This window comes from Bacillus sp. FSL R5-0603 (genome assembly GCF_038050295.1).
Taxonomy (GTDB): domain Bacteria; phylum Bacillota; class Bacilli; order Bacillales; family Bacillaceae; genus Bacillus; species Bacillus subtilis.
The window spans coordinates 1,862,227-1,888,446 of sequence record NZ_JBBOYP010000001.1; the positions used below are offsets into that span (position 1 = coordinate 1,862,227).

A 26,220-nucleotide genomic window follows, 5' to 3' on the forward strand; every position below is an offset into this window, starting at 1 on the left:
TTTCATTAGTGAAAACTGAGCATATCAGCAATCTCTTGCAGCGCGTCCTCGGTCAGTTCTTGATCATCATAATCGCTGATCGTCTTTTCTGTTTCGCTTTTGTTCTGGCAGTGTTCGATCAGCTGTAATAAAAATTGACGGCATGTTTCACTAAGCTGTTCGATGGTTTTGCGCTGAAAGCGGGCATTGTCATAAGTCATATTGACAGTCAATTTTCCTTCTGCAGCGATTGCGCTGATATCCAGCGACTGTTCACGGTTCCATGTTGTGCTGATATCACCCCCGGCACCAAGCGGAGAGAATGAGAAGGCGTCCTCCTCAGGTACTTCAGCTGTGCTGCCGCTTTCAAATTGACCAAGATAATTAAAGCTGATTTCTGGCGCACCTGTGAAATCGATGTCTTTTTTGCCAGGCGGCGTCAAATATTTGATGACACCGTAGCCGAATCCTTTGTCAGGTACACGTCTCAGTGTATCTTTTGTTGTTTTTAGCACATGAACCATGTATTCTTCCGAATCTGGCAAGTCTGCGTTCAATTTAACCAATAACGGATAAATGGCGGTAAACCATCCAACCGTCCGGCTCACATCTATTCCTTCTAATACATCCTCTCGCCCGTGGCCCTCTAATGATAGTTTGAAGGCGGATTGATTGGTCCAATGGCGCAGCGCAAGAATGACAGAAGCGAGCAGCATGTCCTGCGTATCAGTGTTATATGCGCTGTTGGCGTCTTTTAAGAGTGCTGCTGTCTCTTTCTCGTTGAGGGTAAACGAGATCGTGGACCGTTGTCCCTCGTGTGCTCTAGTTCCATCAATGTGATCAAAAGGCAATGCCTCTGTTTGATACTCTTCGGCTTCGCGCCAATACTTGAGCTGTTTCATTAGCTGCTGACTTTCAGCGTAGTCAGAGAGCTTTTTCGTGTACGCTTTAAATGAGCTTGTTTTAGGAGGCAGCTGAATCTCTTCCCCGCCTGCAGCTTGGCGATACCCTAAAGCCAAATCTTCAAGCAGAACCCGCCATGAGATGCCGTCAACGACGAGGTGATGAGCCGATAAAAATAAGAAATCACCGTCAATTGTGTGGAAAAGACCGGCTTGCAGCAGCGGACCATTCTTCAAATCCATTTTCTGCTGAATATCAAGTACATGGCGCTTGATAAGAGGTTCATACGGTCTATTTCCATCAGGGCATAAATCAATCATCTGAAGGCCGTACAACGCGTCGTCCGAATGACTGAGCGGCCGATTATATTGATCCCACTTTCCTTGTTCATTCTGTGTAAACACCATTCGCAGCGCATCATGATGACACGTTATTGCTTTTAACGTTTTTCGCAGTGCGTCTTCTTGTACAGAGGTGCTTCGATGCAGCATTACGGACTGATTAAAATGGTGTTTTTCTTTTATATCTTGAGAAAGAAACCATTTTTGAACAGGCGACCATTGTACGTCTCCCTCAACCGCAGCTTGGCTGGAACTTGTATCTGAATCATGGATATAAGCTGCCAATTCTTGAATGGTCGGATGGCTAAACAAATCTTTCACTGCCATTTGCTTGCCTATCCGGTGAAGCCGCGCAGATACCTGTAACGCTTTGATTGAATCTCCGCCAAGTTCAAAGAACGAATCAGCTGTTCCGATCTTTTCTGCCCCCAGTACTTCTTTCCATATATCTGCCAGTATTTGTTCCATTTTGCTGGCTGGCGGGAGGAATGGACGTTCACCTTCGTGGTTGTATACAGGTTTTGGAAGTGCTCCGCGATCCAGCTTGCCGTTTGGTGACAATGGAAGTGAGTCCAGTTTTTCAATAAACGCAGGGTGCATAAACACCGGCAGCTTGTTTTGTAATTCTGAGCGTACAGCATTTGTGCTCAACTCTGGTTTTGTCACCACATAAGCACTTAATTCGGTTTGTCCTGACGCTGTTACATGAGCAACTACTGCGGCGTCTTTTACACCCTTTATACACCGGATGACCGATTCAATTTCTTTCGTTTCTACACGGTATCCTCTGATTTTGACTTGATCATCGATTCTTCCGAGATATTCGAGTGTACCGTCGGCCATCCATCTGGCGGCGTCTCCTGTTCGGTACATTCGTGTTTCGGGTTTAAATGGATTCTGCGTGAATGCTCTCTCTGTCAGTTCTGGAAGATTGACGTACCCTCTTGCAAGCCCTGTTCCTGCTATACAAAGCTCTCCCGCAACACCGATTGGCTGAAGCTGATGATTGCTATTTAAAATCAGCACTTGAGTCCCGTCAATCGGCTGGCCGATGCTTACGTATGCCTGCTTTTCCATATGTCTCATGACGGTAGTCGCCACGCTGTTTTCTGTCGGTCCATATTCGTTGGCGAGTTCGGTATGCGGACATATAGCTAAGCTGCGGTCGATCAATTCGCGGTCAGCCGCTTCTCCCGCCAGTGTGACGACTCTAAGTGTCTTTACATCTTCCGGCTGCACTACGTCCAAAAGCGCTCGATATAAAACAGGCACAATAATCATATGTGTAATCCGTTGACGAGACAGCTGATGCTTAATGGCCAGAATATCCTTCGCTTCCTCTTCATGAAGCAAAACGGCTTTTGCACCTGACAAAAGCGGTGTGAACATACTAGTTAAAAAGCCGTCAAATGAGAAAGAAAAGAGCTGCAGGATGGTATCTGTCTCGTTGAATGCATAAGCGTTTCGCCGCCACTGAAGAGTGTTGGCAATACCTTTATGCTCGACCATTACCCCTTTTGGACGGCCCGTCGTTCCAGAGGTATAGATGATATAAGCCAAATGATGGGCAGACGACATTTGCGGCAGCGGCGATTTATCGTCTGCCTCTACGTTTTCTATCGTCAAGATCTCTCCTTCAAAGTCAGCAAGTACTCCCCGATCCGCTTCATTTATTGTCATCAGCAGTTTCGTTCCGCTGTCGCTGAGGATATAGCGTTTCCGTTCTGTCGGGTATTCAGGATCAATGGGAACGTAACAGCCTCCGGCTTTCCACACACCAAGTATGGATGCTATCATACTGAACGAACGATTCATCATGATGCCTACTGGTGTGTCCGGCTTAACACCTCGGCTGCGCAATGCACGTGCGATTCCATTGGACCACTCGTCCAACTCTTGATACGTCAGTGTTTTGTCTCCGCTGACAAGTGCAGAAGCTTTTGGTGTTCGTGCGGCTTGCTGCTCAAACAATTGACTGATTGTTTGAACTCCGTATTGATTCGCCTGCCCGGTGTTAAACTCATTAAGCAGCTGGTGCCGCTCTTCTTGGGTCAGGATTTCGATATGGTTGAGTGTCACCTCCGGGTTTTTACCGATGATGCTAAGTACATTTGTTAAATGCGATGCCCAGCGTTCAATGGTGGTTTTCTCGAACAATGCGGTTGAATATTCAAAAAGGAAATGAATGTTTCCGTCGCCCTCAGATGCCTGTAGTGTCAAATCGAATTTAGAAACGAGATGAGAAACTTGTGCCGGCTTCATTTGCAAATCATGAAGATGCAATGGCTCGTAATCATTATTTTGAACAACTAACATCGCATCAAACACTGGATTCCGGCTCATATCCCGTGTCAATTCAAGCTTATCGACAAGCTCTTCGAACGGGTAATCCTGGTGCTCAAAGGCTTCCAATGCTGTCTCACGCACTTCCTGCAAATACTGTACAAACGGCTTCCCGCCCTCCGGGCGTGTCCGAAGCGCCAGCGTGTTCACAAACATGCCGAGTATCGGCTCAAGATCCTTGTGCGGCCGGCCGGCAATTGGCGTGCCGACGATGATATCTTCCTGTCCGCTTAAGCGTGACAAGAACGCGGTGTAAGCCGCAAGGAGCACCATGTACAGTGTGCTTCCGTTTTCTCGTGCCAGCTTGTGAAGGCCTGATGCAACCTCTGGATCCAGGGTAAATGAGACCTTGTCACCCGCGAAGCTTCGCACCGGCGGGCGGGCATGATCAGCAGGAAGATCCAGCACAGGCAGCTCGCCCTCGAGCTGCTTCAGCCAGTACGCCTCTTGCGTTTTGTACGCATCTCCTGTTTTAAATCCTTCTTGCCATACGGCATAATCTTTATATTGAATGCGCAGTGCCGGAAGATTCCGATTATTGTACAGCTCGCCGAATTCCCGAATCAGAATGTTGACGGAAACACCGTCTGAAATGATGTGATGCATATCAACCAGCAACAGGTGCCGCTCATCTGATACCTTTACGATTTGGGCACGGAACAGCGGCGCTTGGCTGAGATCAAACGGTTTGATAAATGCAGCTGCGGCCTCCTGTTCGGTTCGTGCGCCGAGAACTGTAGTCTGTAACGTAAACGGCACCTCGTCATGGATGCGCTGCACCGGATCGCCTCCTGCGTCCTGTTCGAAGGAGGTCCGAAGCGACTCGTGGCGCTTGATCAGCTCTTTGAAAGCTCTGTCCATCCTTTCAGGATCCAGCTTCCCTTCGAGCTCTAATACAGCCGGCATATTGTAGCCTGTCCCACCGTCCTCCAGATGCTGAAGGACATAAATCCGCTTTTGGGCAGAGGAAACCGGATAGGTTTCCTGTTTTTCAGCGGGCTTAATCGCTTCATATGGACTGTCCGTTCCTTCACGGATAACGGTAGCCAGTCCTTCTACCGTCGGATGGGCAAACACATCTTTTAGCGGCACCTGTACATCGAATTCTTTGGCGATCCGTGAGACAAGCGCCGTTGCTTTTAAGGAATGTCCCCCGCGGTCAAAAAAGTTGTCGTGAATCCCGACAGGGCCATTTTTCAGCACGTCCTCCCACAGCTGAGAAAGCTTCATCTCAGTCACGTTTCTCGGCGCCGTGTAGGTCTCCGCATCTGCCGCTCCGCCAGGAGCTGGCAGGGCGTTTCGGTCGAGCTTTCCGCTTGGCGTAACCGGCCACTGTTCCATCTCTATCATATAGGCTGGGACCATGTAGCCCGGCAACAGTCTCTCAAGCTGTGCCCGCACTTCGTTTCTTTGGAGCCTTTCTACATAAGCGCATAATTCCGGCTCGCCGCTGTCTGTCCGTACGGTAACGGCCGCTTCTCTTACACCTTCTATGCTTCTTAGTGCCGCTTCAATTTCTCCCGGCTCAATCCGGTAGCCGCGGATTTTCACCTGATCATCCGTGCGCCCGAGGAATTCAACATTCCCGTCAGGGAGCCAGCGCGCCACATCCCCTGTTTTGTACATGCGTTCACCCGGGTAAAACGGGTCTTCAAGAAAACGCTCCTCCGTTAATGCCGGCCGATTCAAATAACCTCTGGCAACACCCGCTCCGGCAATGTATAGTTCACCGATACATCCAACAGGCAGCATCCGCTGATTCTGATTCAGGATATATAATCTAACATGATGAACAGGTTTTCCAATTGGGATCCATTCAAGTTTTTCATGCGACGGACAATCAAAGAATGCAGCTTCTACGGTTGCTTCCGTTGGCCCATAGGAATTGGTTATTGAAACATTTGGAAGCAACTCGTGAAATCGGGAGACAAGATGGGTCCCCAGCTGTTCTCCCCCAGAAAACACTCGCTTGAGTCTGTTTGTCTTAATCGGTACAGAGCGATATTTTATATGTTCTAAAAATGCATGGAGCATTGAAGGCACAAAATGCATAGCTGTGATCTTTTGTTCTTCTATGGCCTTCACGATCACTTCAGGTTCTTTTTCGCCTCCCTGAGGAAGCAGATAAACAGAAGCTCCGGCATAAGGCCACCAAAACAGCTCCCATATTGAAGCATCGAATGAATACGATGTTTTGTGCATAATCATGTCTGAATGCTTTAGCTGATAGCGGGACTGTAGGGAATTCAAAAAATTCACTGCTGATCGATGTTCAATTTCAACCCCCTTAGGCATCCCGGTAGAGCCGGATGTATAGATGACATAGGCTAAAGATTGCGGGAGAACATCCACATTCGGATTGGACAAACGATGTGTCAGCCCGCTATTTGTCTGATTGAGATAGACAATCTCTCCTGTAAATGCCGGAACATGAAGGCCGGCAGACTGAAGCAGGAGAATGTTTGTACCGCTGTCCTCCAGCAGAAAGCTGATTCGTTCTTCCGGATAATCCGGGTCAATGGGCAGATAAGCGCAGCCAGCTTTAAGAATGCCATAAATGCCAAGCAGCATTTCAGGTGACCGCTTTCCTATAATGGCAACAGTCGTTTCGGGTTTTACCCCCCGTCCGATCAGCTCCCAGGCGATACGGTTAGCCTCTTCGTTCAATTCTTTATAGGTCATCGCTCCATCTTCAAAGATAACGGCCGCCTGATCAGGCGTTTTTGCTGCCTGCTGTTCGAGTGCATAGTGGAGCGTTTGATTCATTGAATAGCCCGTCTCCTCAAACAGATGGCATGATTCAATGAAATCTCGCTCTTCTTCTTTTGTTAAGATTGGAATATCGTCCAAATCTGTTTCAGGACTGGCAGCTGTATGTTCCACAAGCGTGGTGAAAAGGCTGGCCCACCTTTGGATGGTTTCTTTCTCAAACAAAGCTGTACTGTATTCAAACTGACAGAAAAGCTCGGAATCATGCTCTGTAACGTATAGGGAAATATCAAATTTTGATATTGGGTGCTCCAAGTCGTTCCACTGAAGCTGTACATCATTCATTTTTAGCTTTTGCTGTTCCATATTCTGAAGGACTAGCGTTGTGTCAAACAAAGGGTTCCGGCTCATTTCCCGCTGCACACCGAGTTTGTCCACAAGCTCTTCAAACGGGTAATCCTGATGCTCATACGCTTCTAGTGCCGTCTGTCTGACTTCTTTCAGAAATTCCTCAAATGTCTTATTACCCGCCGGGCGTGTGCGGAGAGCCAATGTATTGACGAACATCCCAAGAACAGCTTCAAGGTCGGCATGGGGCCGTCCGGCGATAGGTGAACCAATCACGATATCATCCTGACCGCTTAACCGAGACAAAAAAGCTGAATACAAAGCGAGAAGCGTCATATAAAGCGTGCTTCTGTTTTTATGGGCGAGCCGCTTTATGCGGGCCGTGATCTCTTTGTCCAATTGAAAGGTTACTTTTCCGCCTATGAATTGCCGTTCTGCCGGACGTCGTTTATCTGTTGGAAGCTCCAGTATAGGAAGGTCCCCGCTAAACTGCTGCTGCCAGTAAGTCTCCTGCTTTTGGTACGAGTCTCCCTTTTTAAATTGCTGCTGCCAGACGGCGTAATCTTTATATTGGATCCGCAATGGCTTAAGCTGCCGGTTTGCATAAAGATCGGTAAATTCTCGGATTAGGAGCTGAACGGATACACCATCTGAAATGATATGGTGCATATCTACCAGCAATACATGCTTCTCGTTTGACACTTCTATAAGGCCTGCTCTAAATAATGGCGCCTGGCTGAGATCAAAGGGACGGACAAATCCCTCGATAGTGGTCTCTTTACTTAACGTAAACGGCACTTCGGTGTGGATACGCTGAACCGGCTCGTCATCAGCTCCGGATACAAAGGAAGTTCGAAGCGGCTCATGCCGATTGATCAGTTCTTTACATACAGCAGACAGTTTGGCGACATCCAGTGCACCTTCCAGTTCTAAGACCGCGGGCATGTTATAGGCGACACCCTCATCAAGCTGTTGAAGCACATAGATTCGTTTTTGGGCCGAAGATACAGGATATGTATCCCTTTCTTCTGCTGGTTCAATTGCTGCATACGGATTTTGTTCTGCCTCTCGAATGATTGAAGCTAATCCTTCAACAGTCGGATGAGCAAAGATGTCCTTAAGCGAAACTTGCACATGGAATTCCTTTGCGATCCGTGACATAAGCACTGTTGCTTTTAACGAGTGGCCGCCATGGTCAAAAAAGTTGTCTTGGATGCCTATATGGCCATTATTCAGTACATCTTCAAATAGTTGTGAAAGCTTTGCCTCTAACAGATTTCGAGGGGCAGTATATGGGTTTCCGCTGATTGAAGCATCTGGCCCCGGAAGTGCTGCGCAATCTACTTTTCCATTTGGGGTAAGAGGTATGCTGTCAACCCATATCCATTTCGCCGGAATCATGTATTCTGGGAGCTCACTAGCCATATAACTGCGTAAATCTATTGCGTTCAGCTTTTGTACACTGCAATAGTAAGCGCATAATTCATGTTCACCGTTTTGATCTTGCCAGATGAGAATGGCAGCCTCACTAATGTCCGGGTGATTCATTAACGTGACTTCGATTTCTTGCGGCTCAATTCGATAACCTCTGATTTTCACTTGATTGTCTGCCCGTCCGATATATTCGATGTTGCCGTCTTCAAGCCGTCTGGCCAAATCACCTGTCCGGTACATGATCACACCAGGCTTGAATGGATCGGATGAAAATTTGTCGCTTGTCAGTTTATCGTGATTAACATATCCTCTGGCAACACTTGCGCCGGAAATATAGAGTTCGCCTGGTACGCCGCATGGCTGAAGCTGTTTTTGATGATTCAAAATATATAGATCAGTACAGCCTATCGGTTTACCGATTGGCGGAAGCTCAGGAATAGGGTCTCCAGGATGAATGGTATACGTAGATACCACATGAGTTTCTGAAGGTCCGTAATGATTGTGCAGGTGTATGCCGCGTTCACGCAACACATCTTGGAAAAGGTCTGAAATCATTAATTGTTCCCCGGCTGCGATCAGGTGTTTGACGCCATCAGGAAACGAGTTCGCAAGTTCTCGCTCGCTGAAAATCATTTTGATAAAAGCAGTTGGGAGAAACACAATATTCGTCTGATGCTTGTTTATAAATGCAAACAGCTGAGGCACATCTCTTTTTATGGCTTCTGGCACGATGTGGAGTGTGCCGCCTTTCAGAAGCGCAGAAAATATTTCTTGATAGCAGACGTCGAAGGAAGGTGTCGCAAATTGCAGAACATCTGCTTCAAAGTCAATGCTGGAGTGAGTATATTCGAACTTCAGCAAGTTAGCCATGTTTCGATGCTCAAATTGAACACCCTTTGGTTTACCTGTTGTGCCTGATGTATAAATCATATACAGCAGATCGTCAGCATTGTTGACTGACTTTATGTTACTGCCGTCTACTTTGCTTTCGATATCTTCTGGATGAGTGATAATGTAATTGTCTTCTAACGATGAGGAAAGATGCGCTTGTGAAACAACATGCGAACAGCCGCAATCATGCAGAATATAACGGATTCTGTCAGCCGGGTAATGCGGATCAACCGGAACAATGGCGCCGCCTGCTTTCAAGATTCCAAGAACGCCGGTGATAAACGCTGCAGAGCGTTCCATCATAATCGCAACGGGTTCCTGTCTCACAACGCCTTTCATTCGTAAATGCCGTGCCAATCTGTTAGCCGCTTTATTCAGTTCTTTGTATGTTAATGAGCAGGCTTGATCAATTACAGCATGAGCATCTGGTGTCTTTTCCGCTTGCTTTTCAAACATGGCATGGATGGTTTCGTAAACTGGTGTTCGATCTGTGATTTCTCCAATCAGCTGCCGCTTTTCAGTATCTGTCGTGATATCGATTTCTTCAGGTGGAAGTTTCGGATTATTTAAGATTTGTGATACAGCATTCAGAAGATGCTCTTTGACAGAGAGCACAAAAGACCGATCGTGCTGCTCCGCATCATAGTTCATTTTGATATGAATTTCTTCCCCTGGCGCCACCATAAGATAAAAGCTGTAGTTGGTTTCATCTGCGACAGTGAAATTATGAATCTGAAAAAGATCAGAAGCATGTTCCTGTTTGTTCAGCATTTGAATCTCTTGCTGCACCGGATAGTTTTCAAATACGAGAATATGATCAATCAGCCCTTGCTTAACAGCTGAGCGGGATTGAATCTCATATAAAGGGTGGTAGCTGTACGCTTCAGCGGCAAGACGGTCTTTTTGCATATCTTTTATAAGTTGAAGAAATGGCGTTTTTGCCCCTTGCACTCGAACCGGCATCGTATTAATGAAAAGACCTACCATATGTTCAATGCCTTCGATTTCCGCAGGCCTTCCTGAAATGACAGAACCGAATACGGCGTCATCGTTATTATTATATTTTTGAAGCAGAATGCCCCAAATGGTATGAAAAATCGTACTGAGTGTCACTTCTTCTCTTGCAGCAAGCTCTGAAAGTCTGCTGCTTTCTTCCTTAGAGAATGAAAATGTAACGTGTTCCTGCCTGCTTTTTCCCTTTGTTTTTTTCTGCTTCGGGAGCACGGTTTGCTGTTCGTGGCCGGAAAGATAATGGTCCCAATAAGAAACCGCCTGCTCTTTGTCTTGCTCCATCAGCCATTTGATATACTTTCCGTATGGCTGGACCGGCTCCAATGTTATAGGGGATGCATTTACATAAGATGCGTAAATATGCAGAAACTCCTTTAGCACAATGCTGAGGCACCAACCGTCCATCATGATATGATGAAAAGTCCAAATGCAAGAGTACTGGCTCTCTCCTGTTTGAATAAGAGCGATGCGCATGAGCACATCCTTTTGCAAATGAAACCCCCGGTCCCGGTCCTTTTCTTTCCATTGCTCGATAAACTGTGATTGCTCCGCCTCGTTTAAATGAGTAATGTCTTCTTCCAGTACGATGACATTTCGTTCTCTCAGAACAACCTGCTGGGGGGAGGAAACATTTTGGCTGATAAAAATCGTTCTGAAAATATCATGTCTTTCTACAAGAGCGTTGATGCTGTTTTGAAAAAACTGCGGGTTGACTTTTCCTTCTATTGTAAAAGAAGCTTGCTCAACATACGCCTGTGAATCTTTTTGCAGGAGGGAATGGAAAAGCATCCCTTCCTGCATGTAAGACAGCGGATAAATATCCTGAATTGAATTCGCTTTTGTCATGTTCATGTCTCCCTGTCACGATTTTCTACAATTCTTCCACCAAGCTGGATATGCTGTCCAAGTCCTCTGCCGTTAATGATTGACTGCTGAAATCGCTCAGTGTCTTTTCTGCTTTCTGTTGACCGGCACAGTGTTTCATAATGTCCAGCAAAAAGTGTTCAATCCTGTTAATAAGCTGCTCCATTGTGTTTCTGTGAAAGCGGGCTGGCGGATAACTAAGATTGAAATGGAGCTTTTTGTCTGCTGCCATTGCGCTCATCTCGATGATTTGCTCACGCTTCCATGTATGAGTGATATCCTTTCCGCTACCAAGGCTTGATGGGCGGAAGGTGTCCTGTCTTTCGATGTCGTTGAACTGGCCCAAATAGTTAAAGCTGATTTCAGGTGTTTTTGAAAACGTAATGCTTTTATTTTCAGGGTGTGTAAGGTATTTCAGCATACCGTAACCTACCCCTTTGTTTGGTATCCGGCCCAGTGTATCTTTAACGGTTTTTACTGAGGTTCCGAGCTCATCCCTATGATTTTCAAAGCTTATGAGGGCCGGGTACATGGATGTAAACCAGCCGACCGTCCTGCTGATATCTAACTCTGGCAGAATGTGTTCTCTCCCGTGTCCTTCCATAGCGATACGGAGCTTGCTTCCTCCTGTCCATTCACAAATCGCCAAGGATGCTGCGGTTAACAGAATATCTTGTGTATCTGTGCCATAGGCGTAATTGACGTTTTGCAGCAAGACGGCGGTGTCTGCTTCAGTTAGTGAAAAGCTTAATGAGTCCCTTTTGCTGAAGTCGATGTTCAGATGATGCGGTATTTCATATGGCAGTTCTGCGGCTTGCTGTTCTTCTACACTTCGCCAATACGCCTCTTCGCGAATCAGCTTACTGCTTTGGGCATATTCCTGTATGCGTCTTGCGTATTCCTGGTAGGAATACGTTTTAGGCGGAAGCTGGATCGTCTGGCCTGCAGCAGCTTGTTGATATCCGGCTGACAAATCCTCCAGCAAAATCCGCCATGAGACACCATCAACGACAAGGTGATGGATCGCAAGGAACAAGTAATCTCCGGTCAGTGTTTTAAACAAAGCGGCGTGCAACAATGGTCCTTCCTGTAAATTGATGCTTTGCTGAAGATCTGCAACTTCTTGTTTGATTTTCGTCTCCCAGCCGCTTTCTGACTGTGAAAGATCAGAGATTCTTAAGTTGTATAGCTGTGACTCATGAATGCCTTGGTTGATTTGAATCCAGCGCCTATCATCGTTGCGATAAACCATCCGAAGCGCATCATGATGCTCCGCCAGTTTTTTCAAGGCTGGTCTAAGGGCGTTTTCAGACAAACGTCCAGAATGGAATAGCATGACAGACTGATTGAAATGGTGTCTTTCTTCAATATCTTGTGAAAAAAACCATTGCTGAACAGGAGTCCAAGGAACGTCTCCCTGAACGGGTCCTTGCTCTATGATTCTCTCTGACTTACGGATAAATGGTGATAAGTCCTTTATCTTTGGATGACGGAATAAATCACTTACCTGCAAGCTTAGCCCATAGCGCCCAAGGCGTGCAGAAACTTGAAGCGCTTTGATTGAATCTCCGCCCAATTCAAAAAACGAATCCTCTATTCCGATCCTCTGGATGCCGAGAACCTCCTGCCAGATCAACACAAGTTGGTCTTCAAGGTCATTTCGAGGTGGAGCGTACGTTTGTTTAGATGTGAAATTTGGTTCAGGAAGTGCTTTTCGGTTCAATTTGCCGTTTGATGTGAGCGGGAGAGTCTCCATTTCAATAATGTACGCCGGGATCATATAGTTTGGCAGCGAACGCGCGAGAAGTGAACGCACTTGTTCAGCATTCGTGCCTGCTTTTACGCTGATATAGCCAAACAGCTCTTTGCTCCCGGTCTGGGCTGTACGTGCTAACACTGCGGCTTCTTTGACCCCGTCTATTTGACGAAGTGCTGATTCGATTTCACCCAGCTCCACCCGATAGCCTCTGACTTTTACTTGATCATCAATACGGCCAACGTACTCAATTGTGCCATCAGGAAGCCAGCGCGCCAGATCACCTGTGCGATACAGTCGATCGCCAGGTGCAAATGGATGTGGGACAAATTTCTCTTTCGTTAAATCAGGACGGCCCAAATATCCTCTGGCGACGCCATCTCCGCCGACACAAAGTTCACCGACAGCTCCGACCGGCTGCAGCACTCCCCATTGATTTAAGATATAAGCGGTGGAATTACCAACCGGCCGCCCGATCGGAATGGAAAGTTCATATGTTTTTTGAATGTGAAGGCATGTCGAAAAAGTTGTATTTTCGGTAGGGCCATATCCATTCCATATAGATACTTCAGGGCAGACATTTCTGATTCGATTGACGTGGCTCGGCGACAAAGCTTCTCCGCCAATAATCAAATGTTTCAGCTGTGAAAATGTTTGTTCATTTTGTTCTGTCAAATGATTGAATAGAGAAGATGTCAGCCAAATCGTTGTGATTCCTTGATGTTCTATGTACCTCTTAAGCTGATGGAAATCGAGAAATGTTTGTTGATCGGACAGATGCAAAGCGGCACCATTTAGCAGCGGTCCGAAAATTTCAAATGACCCAACGTCGAAACCGATTGATGATGTCATCAGAATGCGGTCTTCAGGTGTAAATGTAATATAATTGCTGTTTTTAACAAGACGAATTACACTTCGCTGCTCAATCATGACACCCTTTGGTTTACCGGTTGATCCAGAGGTATAAATGATATATGCGAGTGAATGTGGCCCTGCTGAAGAATCAACGTTCTTCGTTTTTTCTTGCTTTTGAATATCTTCGATTATGATTTGTTCACATTCAATGTCTAATAGCTGTTTTTCTGTTTTTTCAGATTGAAGGAGTAATGCCGCCCCGCTGTCTGACAGCATATAAGCTATTCGTTCAACAGGCAGATCAGAAGCAATAGGCAGATAGGCTCCCCCGGCTTTTAGAATGCCCAGCATTCCTGCAATGAGTTCTGGTGTTCTGCCTGTCAACAAGGCTACAACACTATCAGGCCCTACGCCCTTTATCTGTAGAACTGAGGCAATTTGATTTGCCCAGCTGTTCAGGTCCTCGTAAGTGAATACTTGGGTGTCGCTGACAATTGCTACAGCATTAGGTGTTTGTTCTGCCTGCATTTCAAAGAGTCTGCTGATGGTTTCATTTCTTGGATAATCTATTTTTGTACGATTGAGCTCGTGGATAAGGTAATGGGTCTCATCCTCATTCAGGATATTTATTGTTCCGAGAGCGGCTTTGTTGTCTTTGATGATGGAGAGTAACATATTGATGAAGTATTGAAGCCACTTTTCTATCGTTTTTTTCTTATATAAGTCAGTACTAAACTCCATTTGGAACGTCAGCAAACCGTGGGGCTGTTCCTGGGCATATAGGGTTAAATCAAATTTGGACGTTTGATGCCCATTGTTTGCTGCAGGTTTGAGACAAAGTTCATCCAGTTCCAACGATTCCTGATCCATGTTTTGAAGAACAAACATTACGTCAAACAGCGGATTTCTGCTCATATCCCGTGTCAATTCAAGCTTATCAACAAGCTCTTCGAACGGGTAATCTTGGTGCTCAAAGGCTTCCAAAGCTGTCTCACGCACTTCCTGCAAATACTGTACGAATGGCTTCCCGCCCTCCGGGCGCGTCCGAAGCGCCAGCGTGTTCACAAACATGCCGAGTATCGGCTCAAGATCCTTGTGCGGCCGGCCGGCAATTGGCGAGCCGACGATGATATCTTCCTGTCCGCTTAAGCGTGACAAGAACGCGGTGTAAGCCGCAAGGAGCACCATGTACAGTGTGCTTCCGTTTTCTCGTGCCAGCTTATGAAGGCCTGATGTAACCTCTTGATCCAGCGTAAATGAGACCTTGTCACCCGCGAAGCTTCGCACCGGCGGGCGGGTATGATCAGCCGGAAGATCCAGCACAGGCAGCTCGCCTTCGAGCTGCTTCAGCCAGTACGCCTCCTGCGTTTTGTACGTGTCTCCTGTTTTGAATCCTTCTTGCCATACGGCATAATCTTTATATTGAATGCGCAGCGCCGGAAGCTTCCGATTATTGTACAGCTCGCCGAATTCCCGAATCAGAATGTTGACGGAAACACCGTCTGAAATGATGTGATGCATATCAACCAGCAACAGGTGCCGCTTATCTGATACCTTTACGATTTGGGCACGGAACAGCGGCGCTTGGTTGAGATCAAACGGTTTGATAAATGCGGCTGCGGCCTCCTCTTCGGTTCGTGCGCCGAGAACTGTAGTCTGTAACGTAAACGGCACCTCGTCATGGATGCGCTGCACCGGATCGCCTCCTGCGTCCTGTTCGAAGACGGTTCGAAGCGACTCGTGGCGCTTGATCAGCTCTTTGAAAGCTCTGTCCATCCTTTCAGGGTTGAGCTTCCCTTTGAGCTCTAACACAGCCGGCATATTGTAGCCTGTCCCTCCGTCCTCCAGCTGCTGAAGGACATAAATCCGCTTTTGGGCAGAGGAAACCGGATAGGTTTCCTGCTTTTCAGCCGGTTTTATCGCTTTATATGGACTGTCCGTTCCTTCACGGATAACGGTAGCCAGTCCTTCTACCGTCGGATGGGCAAACACATCTTTTAGCGGCACCTGTACATCGAATTCTTTGGCGATCCGTGAGACAAGCGCCGTTGCTTTTAAGGAATGCCCCCCGCGGTCAAAAAAGTTGTCGTGAATCCCGACAGGGCCATTTTTCAGCACGTCCTCCCACAGCTGAGAAAGCTTCATCTCAGTCACGTTTCTCGGCGCTGTGTAGGTCTCCGCATCTGCCGCTCCGCCAGGAGCTGGCAGGGCGTTTCGGTCGAGCTTTCCGCTTGGCGTAACCGGCCACTGTTCCATCTCTATCATATAGGCTGGGACCATGTAGCCCGGCAACAGTCTCTCAAGCTGCGCTCGGACTTCGTTTCTTTGGAGCCCTTCTATATAAGCGCATAATTCCGGCTCGCCGCTGTCTGTCCGTACGGTAACGGCCGCCTCCCTTACTCCTTCTATACTTCTTAGTGCCGCTTCAATTTCTCCCGGCTCAATCCGGTAGCCGCGGATTTTCACCTGATCATCCGTGCGCCCGAGGAATTCAACATTCCCGTCAGGGAGCCAGCGCGCCACATCCCCGGTTTTGTACATGCGTTCCCCCGGGTAAAACGGGTCTTCAAGAAAACGCTCCTCCGTTAATGCCGGCCGATTCAAATAACCTCTGGCAACACCCGCTCCGGCAATGTACAGTTCGCCGGCGACACCGGAAGGCTGTACGGCTAAATGCGGATCTAAAACATACAAACGCGCACCAGGTACGGGCTTCCCAATCGGAATCCGCAAACGATCCCTGTCCCGTTCTGGATCTAACACGTAAAATGCCGCGTCTACCGTTGCTTCTGTCGGCCCGTAACCATGGATTAATGATGCCTGCGGCAATACAGAAGCAAAACGGGCTGCCGTACGGGGCGCAAGCGGTTCACCTCCGGCGAATACACGCTTCAGGCTTGTCCTGTCACTCAGCCTTTCGATTTCCGCTTGATCGAGAAAGCTGTTCAGCATAGCCGGAATAAAATGAGCCGTTGTCACATTTTCCTGATGAATGGCTTTTACGATCAATGCGGAGTCTTTTTCCCAGCCGGGCGGAAGCAGATACGCCGAAGCGCCTGAAAGAGCCCACCAAAACAGCTGCCACACAGACGCATCAAAGGAAAAAGAGGTTTTCACCATGACAATGTCATCTTCCGAAAGCGGAAACTGGTGCTGCATGCCGGTCAGAAAGGAAACAGCCTGGCGGTGCTCAACGGCCACTCCTTTCGGCTGCCCGGTAGAGCCCGATGTATAGATGACATAGGCGAGAGATCCGTCGTTAACAGAAGCAGACACATAACGTTTTACTTCTTCACGCTCAAGAGATGTCATATCCACTTCAAGCGTTTCGCCAGAAAAGTTCGGTACGGAACATTTCGGCTGCGTCAGCAAGAGTGATGCCCCGCTGTCTTTCAGCATGTAGCTCAGCCGCTCCTTTGGATACGCAGGATCAAGCGGCAAATACGCCCCGCCGGCCTTCAGTACAGCAAGGACAGCGATCAGCATGTCAGGTGAGCGTTCAGACAGGACACCGACGATACTTTCGTTTGTGACGCCGCGTGCCGCAAGGTGCGCAGCCAGCCGGCTGGCGTACATGTCAAGCTCAGCGTATGTCAGCAAACCGCCGGAAAAGCGAATCGCTGGCCGCTCCGGTTTGACTGCCGCCTGTCGCTCAAACAGCCCATGCAGGGTTGGGGCTTCAGGTGAAACAGATACTGTCCTGTTATTTTGAGAAACGATTTTCCGTGTTTTGTCCTCATCTAGCAATGTCATCTTTGACACAGGAAGAGATGGATCAGAGATGACGTCAGAGATCATGTGCTGTAAATAATCTTTTATTTCGGACATCATATTTGGTTGATAAGTGCCTGTATGAAAATGAATCCGAACGTACAAAGTACGCCCTGGGATCACTTTGACACTGCATCTATAATTAGTTACCTCTTCCATCTCAAAATCTTTCACGGAGAAATCAAATGATCCAGCTTGATTCAGCTCTTCAATCTCTTGTTGAGTAGGTGTATTTTCAAAGACGATAATATGATCAATCAGCTCTTGTTTAAGAGCGCTCTGCGCCTGAATATCATATAAGGGAAAGTAACTATAAGCTTCTGCCTCAGTCATGTCCTTTTGCATTCTGCTGACTAGGTCAGAAAAAGACAGAAAATCACTTTGGATTCGAATAGGAATGGTATTGATAAAAAGTCCGACCATGTTTTCCACATCTTTTAGCTCAGAAGGTCTGCCTGATATAACTGATCCAAATACAGCATCGTCGCGGCGATTGAACTTTTGGAGCATGATTCCCCATAAAGCTTGGAAAACAGTGTTAAGTGTCGCACCACAAGCTGCAGCGATTTTCTGTAATTCGGAGGTTTCTTTTTCAGGAATGGTAAACGTGATCTGCTGTAATGTCCCACCCGACATTTGATCTGTTCTTTTAGGCAGAGGCGAAGCTTTTTCGAAATGCTGAAGCCTCTTTTTCCAATACTCAGCTGCTTCTTCCCGGTCTTGCTGCATCAGCCATTCAATATACGTCCCGTACGGCTGTACGGGAGGCAAATCAGGAAACTGCCCTTTTCCAAGCGCTTGATAAATATGGAGAAAGTCTTTAATGACGATGCCTAAACACCAGCCATCCATTAAAATATGATGGTGGCTCCAGATACAGACATAATGATCAGGCGCCCATTTTAAAATAGATATTCTCATCAGTACATCCGTTTGGAGATCGAAGCCCCTGGATTTATCCTGCTCTTTGAATGCCTCGGTACAATGTTCTTTATCCCTTTCATTGAGATGGGAAATATCTTCAACATGAACAGGGCAATGACGTTGCTTGAGCACGACTTGACGAGGTTTGGCTACATTTTTATAGATGAATGCTGTTCGAAAGATATCGTACCTGTCAAAAACAGCATCCATACTTTTCTGGAAACGCTCCAAGTCAAGCTGTCCATGGATCGTAAAAGAAGCCTGTTCAAAATAAGCTCTCGACTGTTCATCATACAATGAGTGAAAAAGCATCCCTTCCTGCATAAATGACAAAGGGTATATATCCTGTATTTCGGGTTGCTGCGGCATCAGTGAATCTCCTCTCCCTATAGTTTGTTGACGGCTCCCATAATCTCACTCAATTCATCAAGCGTTAAGTCTTCATCAGTGAAATCAGATGCGCTCCACTCTCGGCTTTCTTTGCTCGTACAATGCTCAATGATGTTTTCCAGAGTCTGTTTAAAATGCCCGGCAAATGTTTGGATTGTTTTTTCTTCGAATTGCAGCCTGTTATAGATGAGGTGCATGTTCAGGCACCCAGAAGAAACGGCGCCGCTGATATCCAGTGCATAAGGACGCTCCCAGTTCGGGCTGATCTCATTTCCTGGCTTGATGTCAGACACCTCAAAGGCATTTGATTGAATATCCTGATCAAACTGGCCTAAATAATTAAAGCTGATTTCTGGGCTGTTTTTCTGAGAGCCCCATCTTTTGCTGATATATTTCAGCACGCCGTAGCCCGCGCCTTTATGCGGTATACGGTGCAGCATATCTTTTGTCTGTTTAATAAGGTGGCCCAGCCGCTCTTCTTTGTCCTTATGATCGGAATCTTTCATATCAAGCCACACAGGATAAATGGAGGTGAACCAGCCAACAGTTCTGCTAATATCGATGTCCTCAAGATATGATTCCCTTCCGTGGCCCTCCATGCTGATTTTAAATTGGTTATTTCCCGTCCATTTCTGCAAAGCAAGACCTAAAGCTGTCAGAAGGATATCATTCATCTCCGTGCTGTAAGCTTTATGTGCAGCCGTTAATAGTAATTCTGTGTGATGGCGAGATAGCTCAAAATCAATCACTTCTGTATCTTTGAATGTGTTAGATGCTGCGTCATTGTCTTTTGGAATAGGCTGGATGTGACGGCTTTCGCACTCATCCCAGTACGCTGCTTCGCGCTGCACCTGGCGGCTTTTAGAGTAGTCAGCTATTCTTTGTGAATACGTTAAATATGAATCTGTTTTTTGCGGCAGTTTAATAGATTCTCCTGAGACTGCCTGTTTGTAAGCAGCTGAAAAATCCTCGAACAAAATTCGCCAGGAAACCGCATCAACAACTAAGTGATGAATCGTCAGAAATAAATGGTCACCATTCTCGGTTCTAAACAATCCAGCGTGAAGTAAGGGGCCGGTTTCCAAACGAATATGTTCTTGCATCCGGCTGGCTGCTTCCTCAATCGTGTACCGTGCTTCTGTTAGTCTATCCTTTACATCAAACAGTTCAAGTGCATATAGCTCCTCATCTGAAAGATCTATCCCTCTGTTTATCTGCACTTGCCTGCCATCTTCATGCCGGCATACGATTCTCAGTGCATCATGATGAGTCACAAGGCTTTTTAGTACTTTTCTAAGCGCAGCCTCATCAAATCGTTCAGCCCGGTAGATCATAACGGATTGGTTAAAATGATGGCTTTCCAGAGATTGCGAGAAAAACCACTGCTGGATAGGTGTCCAAGTAATCTCGCCTTCGACCGGGCCTTGGTCAATGGCGCGTACGTCTTTTCGAACCCGGGCGGACAGTTCACCAAGAGTCTGATGTTCAAACATCTCACGTACTGTCGTTTCAAATCCGCGCTGCTTCAGTCTGGCACAAACCTGCAGCGCTTTAATAGAGTCTCCGCCAAGCTCAAAGAAATTGGCGTTTACACCCAGCTCATCTACATTAAGAAGCTCCTCCCAAATTTCAGCCATCACCGTTTCAATCTCATTTCTAGGACTGATATCATCAGCTGTATAAGCGTGTTTTTCAGGTTCTGGCAAGGCTTTCTGATCGAGCTTTCCATTAACAGTCACCGGGATGCTGTCAATTTGTATCATACGGGCAGGCAGCATAAAGTCAGGCAAGGCGTTTTTTAGGGAAGCCCGGATGTCTGATATATTCGCAGCCTGTTGATCTTTTATCACCATATATGCATATATAGCTGTTTGCCCTTGCTCGTCTGCTCTGGTAATGACAGCCGCCTCTTTAATCATTGGATACTGAAGAAGTGCCGCTTGGATTTCGCCTAACTCAATACGGTGCCCTCTGACTTTCACCTGCTCATCAATGCGGCCTAAGTATTCCAGCTCGCCATTTGACAGGCGCTTAGCAAGATCTCCTGTTCGGTATAATCTGTCTCCCGGAAGATAAGGATTGGATACAAAACGGTCAGCGGTCAGCTCATCTCTGTTGAGATATCCCCGTGCCACACCTTCGCCGCCTATATACAGCTCCCCTGGAACTCCGATCGGCTGCAGATTCATATGAGCATCCATCACATAAGCCTGCAGAGTTGAAAGCGGCCGTCCGATATTGCTTTTATTTTTTTCAATGTCTGCTGCGGACAATTTTTTGAATGTTACATGGACCGTTGTTTCTGTAATACCGTACATATTAATCAAATCAGTATGAGGATATTTTTCATTCCAGCTTTGAAGCAATCCGGGCTGTAAGGCTTCGCCGCCAAAAATCACGTAGCGGATGTTTAAATGATCTGTATCATTTTGGTCTTCAAGCATCAAGCCGTAAAAAGCAGTCGGGGTCTGATTGAGTACAGTGACGCGTTCTTTTTTTAACAATAATCGGAATGCATGGGGGTCACGGGCTGTTTCTTTAGAGACCACGACTAATGTACCTCCGTTCAATAACGCACCGAACATCTCCCATACAGAGAAATCAAAGCAATAAGAATGAAATAACGTCCAGATGTCTTCATGGTTAAATTCAAAAGGCAGGTTTTGATGCTTCAAGAGACTGATCACATTGCGGTGCTCGACAATGACTCCCTTTGGCTGACCAGTCGTTCCAGATGTGTATATCACGTATGCGGGCTGATCTGTTACTATTTCTTGAATGTTTACATCAGCCGGAAATGAGTCGTTTTCACATTCATCGATATACAAAATATGCCCGGTGTAGTCTGCAGGTTTGTTTTGACCGCGCTCTGTCAGCAGCCGTTTTGCTCCGCTGTCATTGAGCATAAAGCTAATACGCTCCTTGGGATATTCAGGATCAATCGGCAAATAGGCCCCTCCAGCTTTTAAAATCGATAAAATGCCAATGATCATATCAGGTGACCGATCGAGCATCAGACCGACGATATCGCCAGTTCTGACCCCTTGTTTGATCAGCATAGCAGCTGCCCGCTCGGCTTTTTCATTCAGGTCTCGATACGTAAGCTGAGAATGGCCGCACACCACTGCGATATGCTCCGGATACTGAGCGGCTTGCTTTTCAAATAAGCTTACTATGTTTTCATTTCTCGGATAAGCCGCATACTGCCCCATTTTTTCAAGGAGCAACCTACGCTCTGCAGCAGGAAGCAATTGCATGTCCGAAATTCTCATCTCGGTATCCGCCGTTACCCCTTTCACCAATTCAATAAAATAGGATGCCCACTGCGTAATGGTTTCTTCTTCAAAAAGAGCAGTGCTGTATTCAAAACGGCAGCGTATTCCACTCGGATGCTCCTCAGCGTGTAATGTTAAATCGAATTTAGATATATCATGTTTAGGAGTGACAGACGAAATCGACAGACCAGGCACTTCGAACCGGAAATCTTCACTGCTTTGAAGCACAAGCATCGCATCGAACAGCGGGTTGCGATTTACCTCTCGATTTGTATCGAGCTTATCTGCCAGCTCCTCAAAAGGATAATCCTGATGCTCGTAAGCGGTCAGAGCCAGGTGGCGAATGTCCTGCAAATAGGAGCTGAACGTTTTGTGGCCCTCGGGCTTGCTGCGCATCGCCAATGTATTGACGAACATCCCGATGACGCGCTCCAGATCGGCGTGCGGTCTTCCGGCAGCGGGCGAACCAACAACAATATCCTCTTGCCCGCTTAGCTTAGATAACAAAATAGAATAGACAGCCAGAAGAATCATATACAATGTTGTTCCCGTTTCAGCCATTAAACGGTGCAGCTCATCAGTCATGTCTTTATCAATGTTGACTTCAATTGTTCCACCGCTGAAATCAGGGAGACGCGGCCTTGTTTTATCAAGCGGTAATTCTAGTGTAGGAAGACTCCCGCCAAGCTGACCGAGCCAGTAGGCCTCCTGTTTTTTGTATAGCTCTTTCGGGTGCTTCTCTTGCTGCCAAACAGCAAAATCCTTATAATGCAGGTTTAAAGCTGGCAGCTCTTTTCCGCAATATAAGTCAGTAAATTCTTGGACAAGAGTGCTCATCGAGACACCGTCGGCAATAATATGGTGCATATCGAGCAGCAAAAAGCCGCGATTATTGCCCATTGTAATGACACATGCTCTAAAAAGCGGACCGGATGATAGATCAAACGGTTTGATAAAGGTCTCGATTGCAGACTCAAGCATTTGTTCTGATTCCATTTCAAGCTCTTTTAGATCAAAAGCCATCTCTGGATAAATGATCTGCACAGGCTCGTCTCTGTTAAGCACAAAAACAGTCCGTAATGCTTCATGCCGATTCACAAGTTCTGTGAGAACGCTTCTCAACCGCTGGCGATTCAGATTTCCGCGTAATTCAAGTACAGCTGGCATGTTGTAGCCTGTGCTGTCATCTGCCAGCTGATGAAGAGCATATAATCGTTTTTGCGAGAAAGACAGCGGATAGACATCTCTTTGATCCGCAGGTTCAATCTGTGTAAAAGCGTGTTCTTTTAAGCTCATCAATTTGACCGCCATGCTTTCAACCGTCGGATAAGAAAACACCTCAATGAGCGGCAGCTCGACATTAAGCTTTTTATGTATTCTTGATACCAGTGCGGCCGCTTTTAAGGACTGTCCGCCTAACTGAAAGAAATCATCACGAATGCCGATGTGCTGTTTATTCAGCACATCTTCCCAAATATGTGCGAGATCAGCTTCGATTAAGGTTCGGGGCGCCATATATGTGACACTCGTATTGTTTTCTGGTTCAGGAAGCGCAAACCTGTCAAGCTTGCCGCTGGATGTTAATGGCATCCGGCTGATGTTGATAATACTTGCTGGGATCATATAGGACGGCAATGTCCCGGCAAGATGCTGATACAAGTCTGGGAGGCTGTTTCCCTTTTCTGGAACGATATAAGCAACAAGCTCCTTTTCCTCAGCAGAAACATCACGGGCCAGTACCGCGGCTTCCTTTACCCCCGGTGCTTGTCGAAGAACTGTTTCAATCTCTCTCAGTTCAATACGGTACCCCCTAATTTTTACTTGATCATCAAAACGTCCAATATATTCAATCGTTCCATCAGGCAAAAAGCGGCCTGCATCACCTGTTCGGTATAAACGCTCCCCTTCAAGGAATGGATGATCGGAGAATGCTTTCTGTGTCAGCTCTTGCTGTTTGTAGTATCCTCTCGCAAGACCCGCGCCGGAAATGCACAGTTCACCCGCCGCGCCGATCGGCTGCATTTGATTTCCGTGCAAAACAAATACTTTTGTGTTTCTGATCGGGTGTCCGATCGTGATCCTCTCTTTTTCATTCAAATGCCGCAATATTGTTGTTGCCACACTGTTTTCTGTGGGCCCGTATTCATTTGCCAGTTCAGCAGAAGGACAAATCATTTGACTCAACTCAAGCAGATCAGGCGTGACCGCTTCACCCGCAAATGTCACAATACGAAGACTTTTTGCATCGTCAGCAGTCATCACTTCCAATAACACCCGGTACAGGGAAGGAACAATGATCATGTGGCTGACCTTATAACGGGCTATTTTTCGCTTAAGGGCTAGCACATCCTTCGCTTCGTCATCAGTTGTCAGCAGTACGCACGCACCAGATAAAAGCGGGGTAAATAAGCTCGTTACACAGCCGTCAAACACGTACGAAAACAAATGGAGGGATATATCCTGTTCGGTCATGCCATACTCTTCCCGTCTCCATTGCAATGTATTGGCAATGCCATGATGATCAACGAGAACACCTTTAGGCCGCCCTGTCGTTCCCGACGTATAGATCAAGTAGGCGAGATCACCCGGCGGCATATTTGGAGCTTCTGTTTGGTAACTTTCTGTATGTTCTATCGTTATCGTATTTCCTTCATAGGACGGAGGGATCAAGGAAATAAGGTCTTCTTCTATCAGCAATTGAGCCGCTTGGCTGTCCTTCAGCAGGAAAGAAAGACGTTCTGCTGGAAAATGTGGATCAAGCGGCATATAAGCGCCGCCTGCTTTCCAAATCCCAAGCAGAGCTGCAGGCATTTCCATTGACCGGCCCATCATTACAGCAACGATATCTCCAGATCCAACGCCTTTTTCTATCAGGGCGTGCGCAATCTGATTGGCTCTTCCATATAATTGGCGATAGGTCCAGCATTCGTATCCCATTTTCAATGCAGCAGCTTCAGGTGTTTTGTGAGCTTGTTCCTCAAACAATTGGGGTAATGTTTTGTTCACATAAGGACGCTCAGTTTCGTTAAACAATTGGATAACCTGTTGCTCCTCCGGCGGCACGATATTGATGTCACTGACGGCAACATCGGGATTTGTCAAAATGCAATCCAGTGCTTGCTTTAGATTCCCCTGAATCCTCAGCATCTCCTCCCGCTTGTAAACGTCTGCGTTGTAGCTGAATTTGATATAAAATGATTCTCCCGGAACGATAACGATATTAAAGTCGTAATTGGTTTGTTCCGACATTGAAATGTCACTCAGCTTCAGCGCGCCTTCGTCATTTTCACTCTTCACGCTTAATGCCTGATGAAGCTGTACAGGGTAATTTTCAAAAACAAAAATATGATCGATCAACCCTTGCTTCAATGGACTATGGTTTTGAATCTCATAAAGCGGATAATACCCATGCTGTTCAGATGATAAAATATCCTCCTGCACGGCTTTGACCAGCGAAGAAAACATTATGCCTTCCGCAGATCGGATTCGCACTGGAACAGTATTGATAAACAAGCCGACCATTGATTCAATCCCGTCAATCGCTGACGGGCGTCCCGAAATGACGGAGCCAAAAACGGCATCATCTGCAGCATTATATCGATGGAGCAGCACGCCCCAAATACTCATAAACAACGTGTTTAATGTCACTCCCCAGTTTTGGGCAGCCTCTGTCAGTTTCTCAACCATTTCAGGCGCTAATGAAAAGCTGACCTGGTCGGCTTTATAATCCCCGTCTGCTGTGCGGCGCTTTATTCGGGGAATAGAAGCAGTATTGCCGTACTCCTTCAAATATTCGCTCCAGTAGGCAGCAGTCTCTTCTTGATCTTGTTCTCCGAGCCATTCAATATAACGGCTGTACGGCACCGTGCTGCCAAGCTGTACAGGTGAGTTATTTTTGAGCGAATCATACATGCTGAAAAACTCTTTAAGAATAATGCCGAGACACCACCCATCCATGATGATATGGTGATGTGTCCAGACACATGTATATTGGCTGTCTCCTCTATCAAAAAGGGCAAGACGCATTAAAGGATCTTTTTGCAAATCAAATCCTTTTTCCCGATCCTTAGTCATAAAAGCATCAATCAGCGTCTGCTGTTCTTGATCAGCCAGGCGAGAAATATCTTCTCTATATACTGTCAATTCACGGTTTGATAGAACTACCTGCTGCGGACCTGTAAGATCTGGTACTTCTTTAATGAAAATCGTTCTGAAAATATCATATCTAGAAACAAGAAGGTTTAAGCTCTTTTGAAACGAGTCGACGCATAGATTCCCTGTGATCGTAAACGAGGTCTGTTCGATATATGCTTTCGAGCTGAAATCCATTAGTGAATGAAACAGCATTCCTTCCTGCATGTGCGATAACGGATAAATATCTTGAATTTGTGCCGATTGTGCCATCAATTCCACACACCTTTTCAAA

General features: G+C 46.6%; 3 protein-coding genes. All 3 read right to left on the reverse strand.

Annotation, left to right across the window (positions count from 1 at the left end):
* Positions 1–5 precede the first annotated feature (5 nt).
* The 3 genes from ppsD to ppsB are packed head-to-tail and all read right to left on the reverse strand — an operon-like array spanning position 6 to position 26,198.
* A complete protein-coding gene (gene ppsD, locus NYE56_RS09380) occupies positions 6–10,805 on the reverse strand; it encodes a plipastatin non-ribosomal peptide synthetase PpsD (protein WP_341283767.1) in 10,800 nt (3,599 codons plus the stop codon).
* Positions 10,806–10,830: 25 nt separating this feature from the next.
* The gene (ppsC, locus tag NYE56_RS09385; RefSeq protein WP_341283768.1) at positions 10,831–18,498 is read right to left on the reverse strand and encodes a plipastatin non-ribosomal peptide synthetase PpsC; all 7,668 of its coding nucleotides are present in this window, start codon (positions 18,496–18,498) and stop codon (positions 10,831–10,833) included.
* A 17-nt stretch (positions 18,499–18,515) separates the two neighbouring features.
* Complete coding sequence (gene ppsB, locus NYE56_RS09390; RefSeq protein WP_341283769.1) at positions 18,516–26,198, reverse strand: plipastatin non-ribosomal peptide synthetase PpsB; 7,683 nt, start codon at positions 26,196–26,198, stop codon at positions 18,516–18,518.
* Between the last annotated feature and the right edge of the window lie 22 nt (positions 26,199–26,220).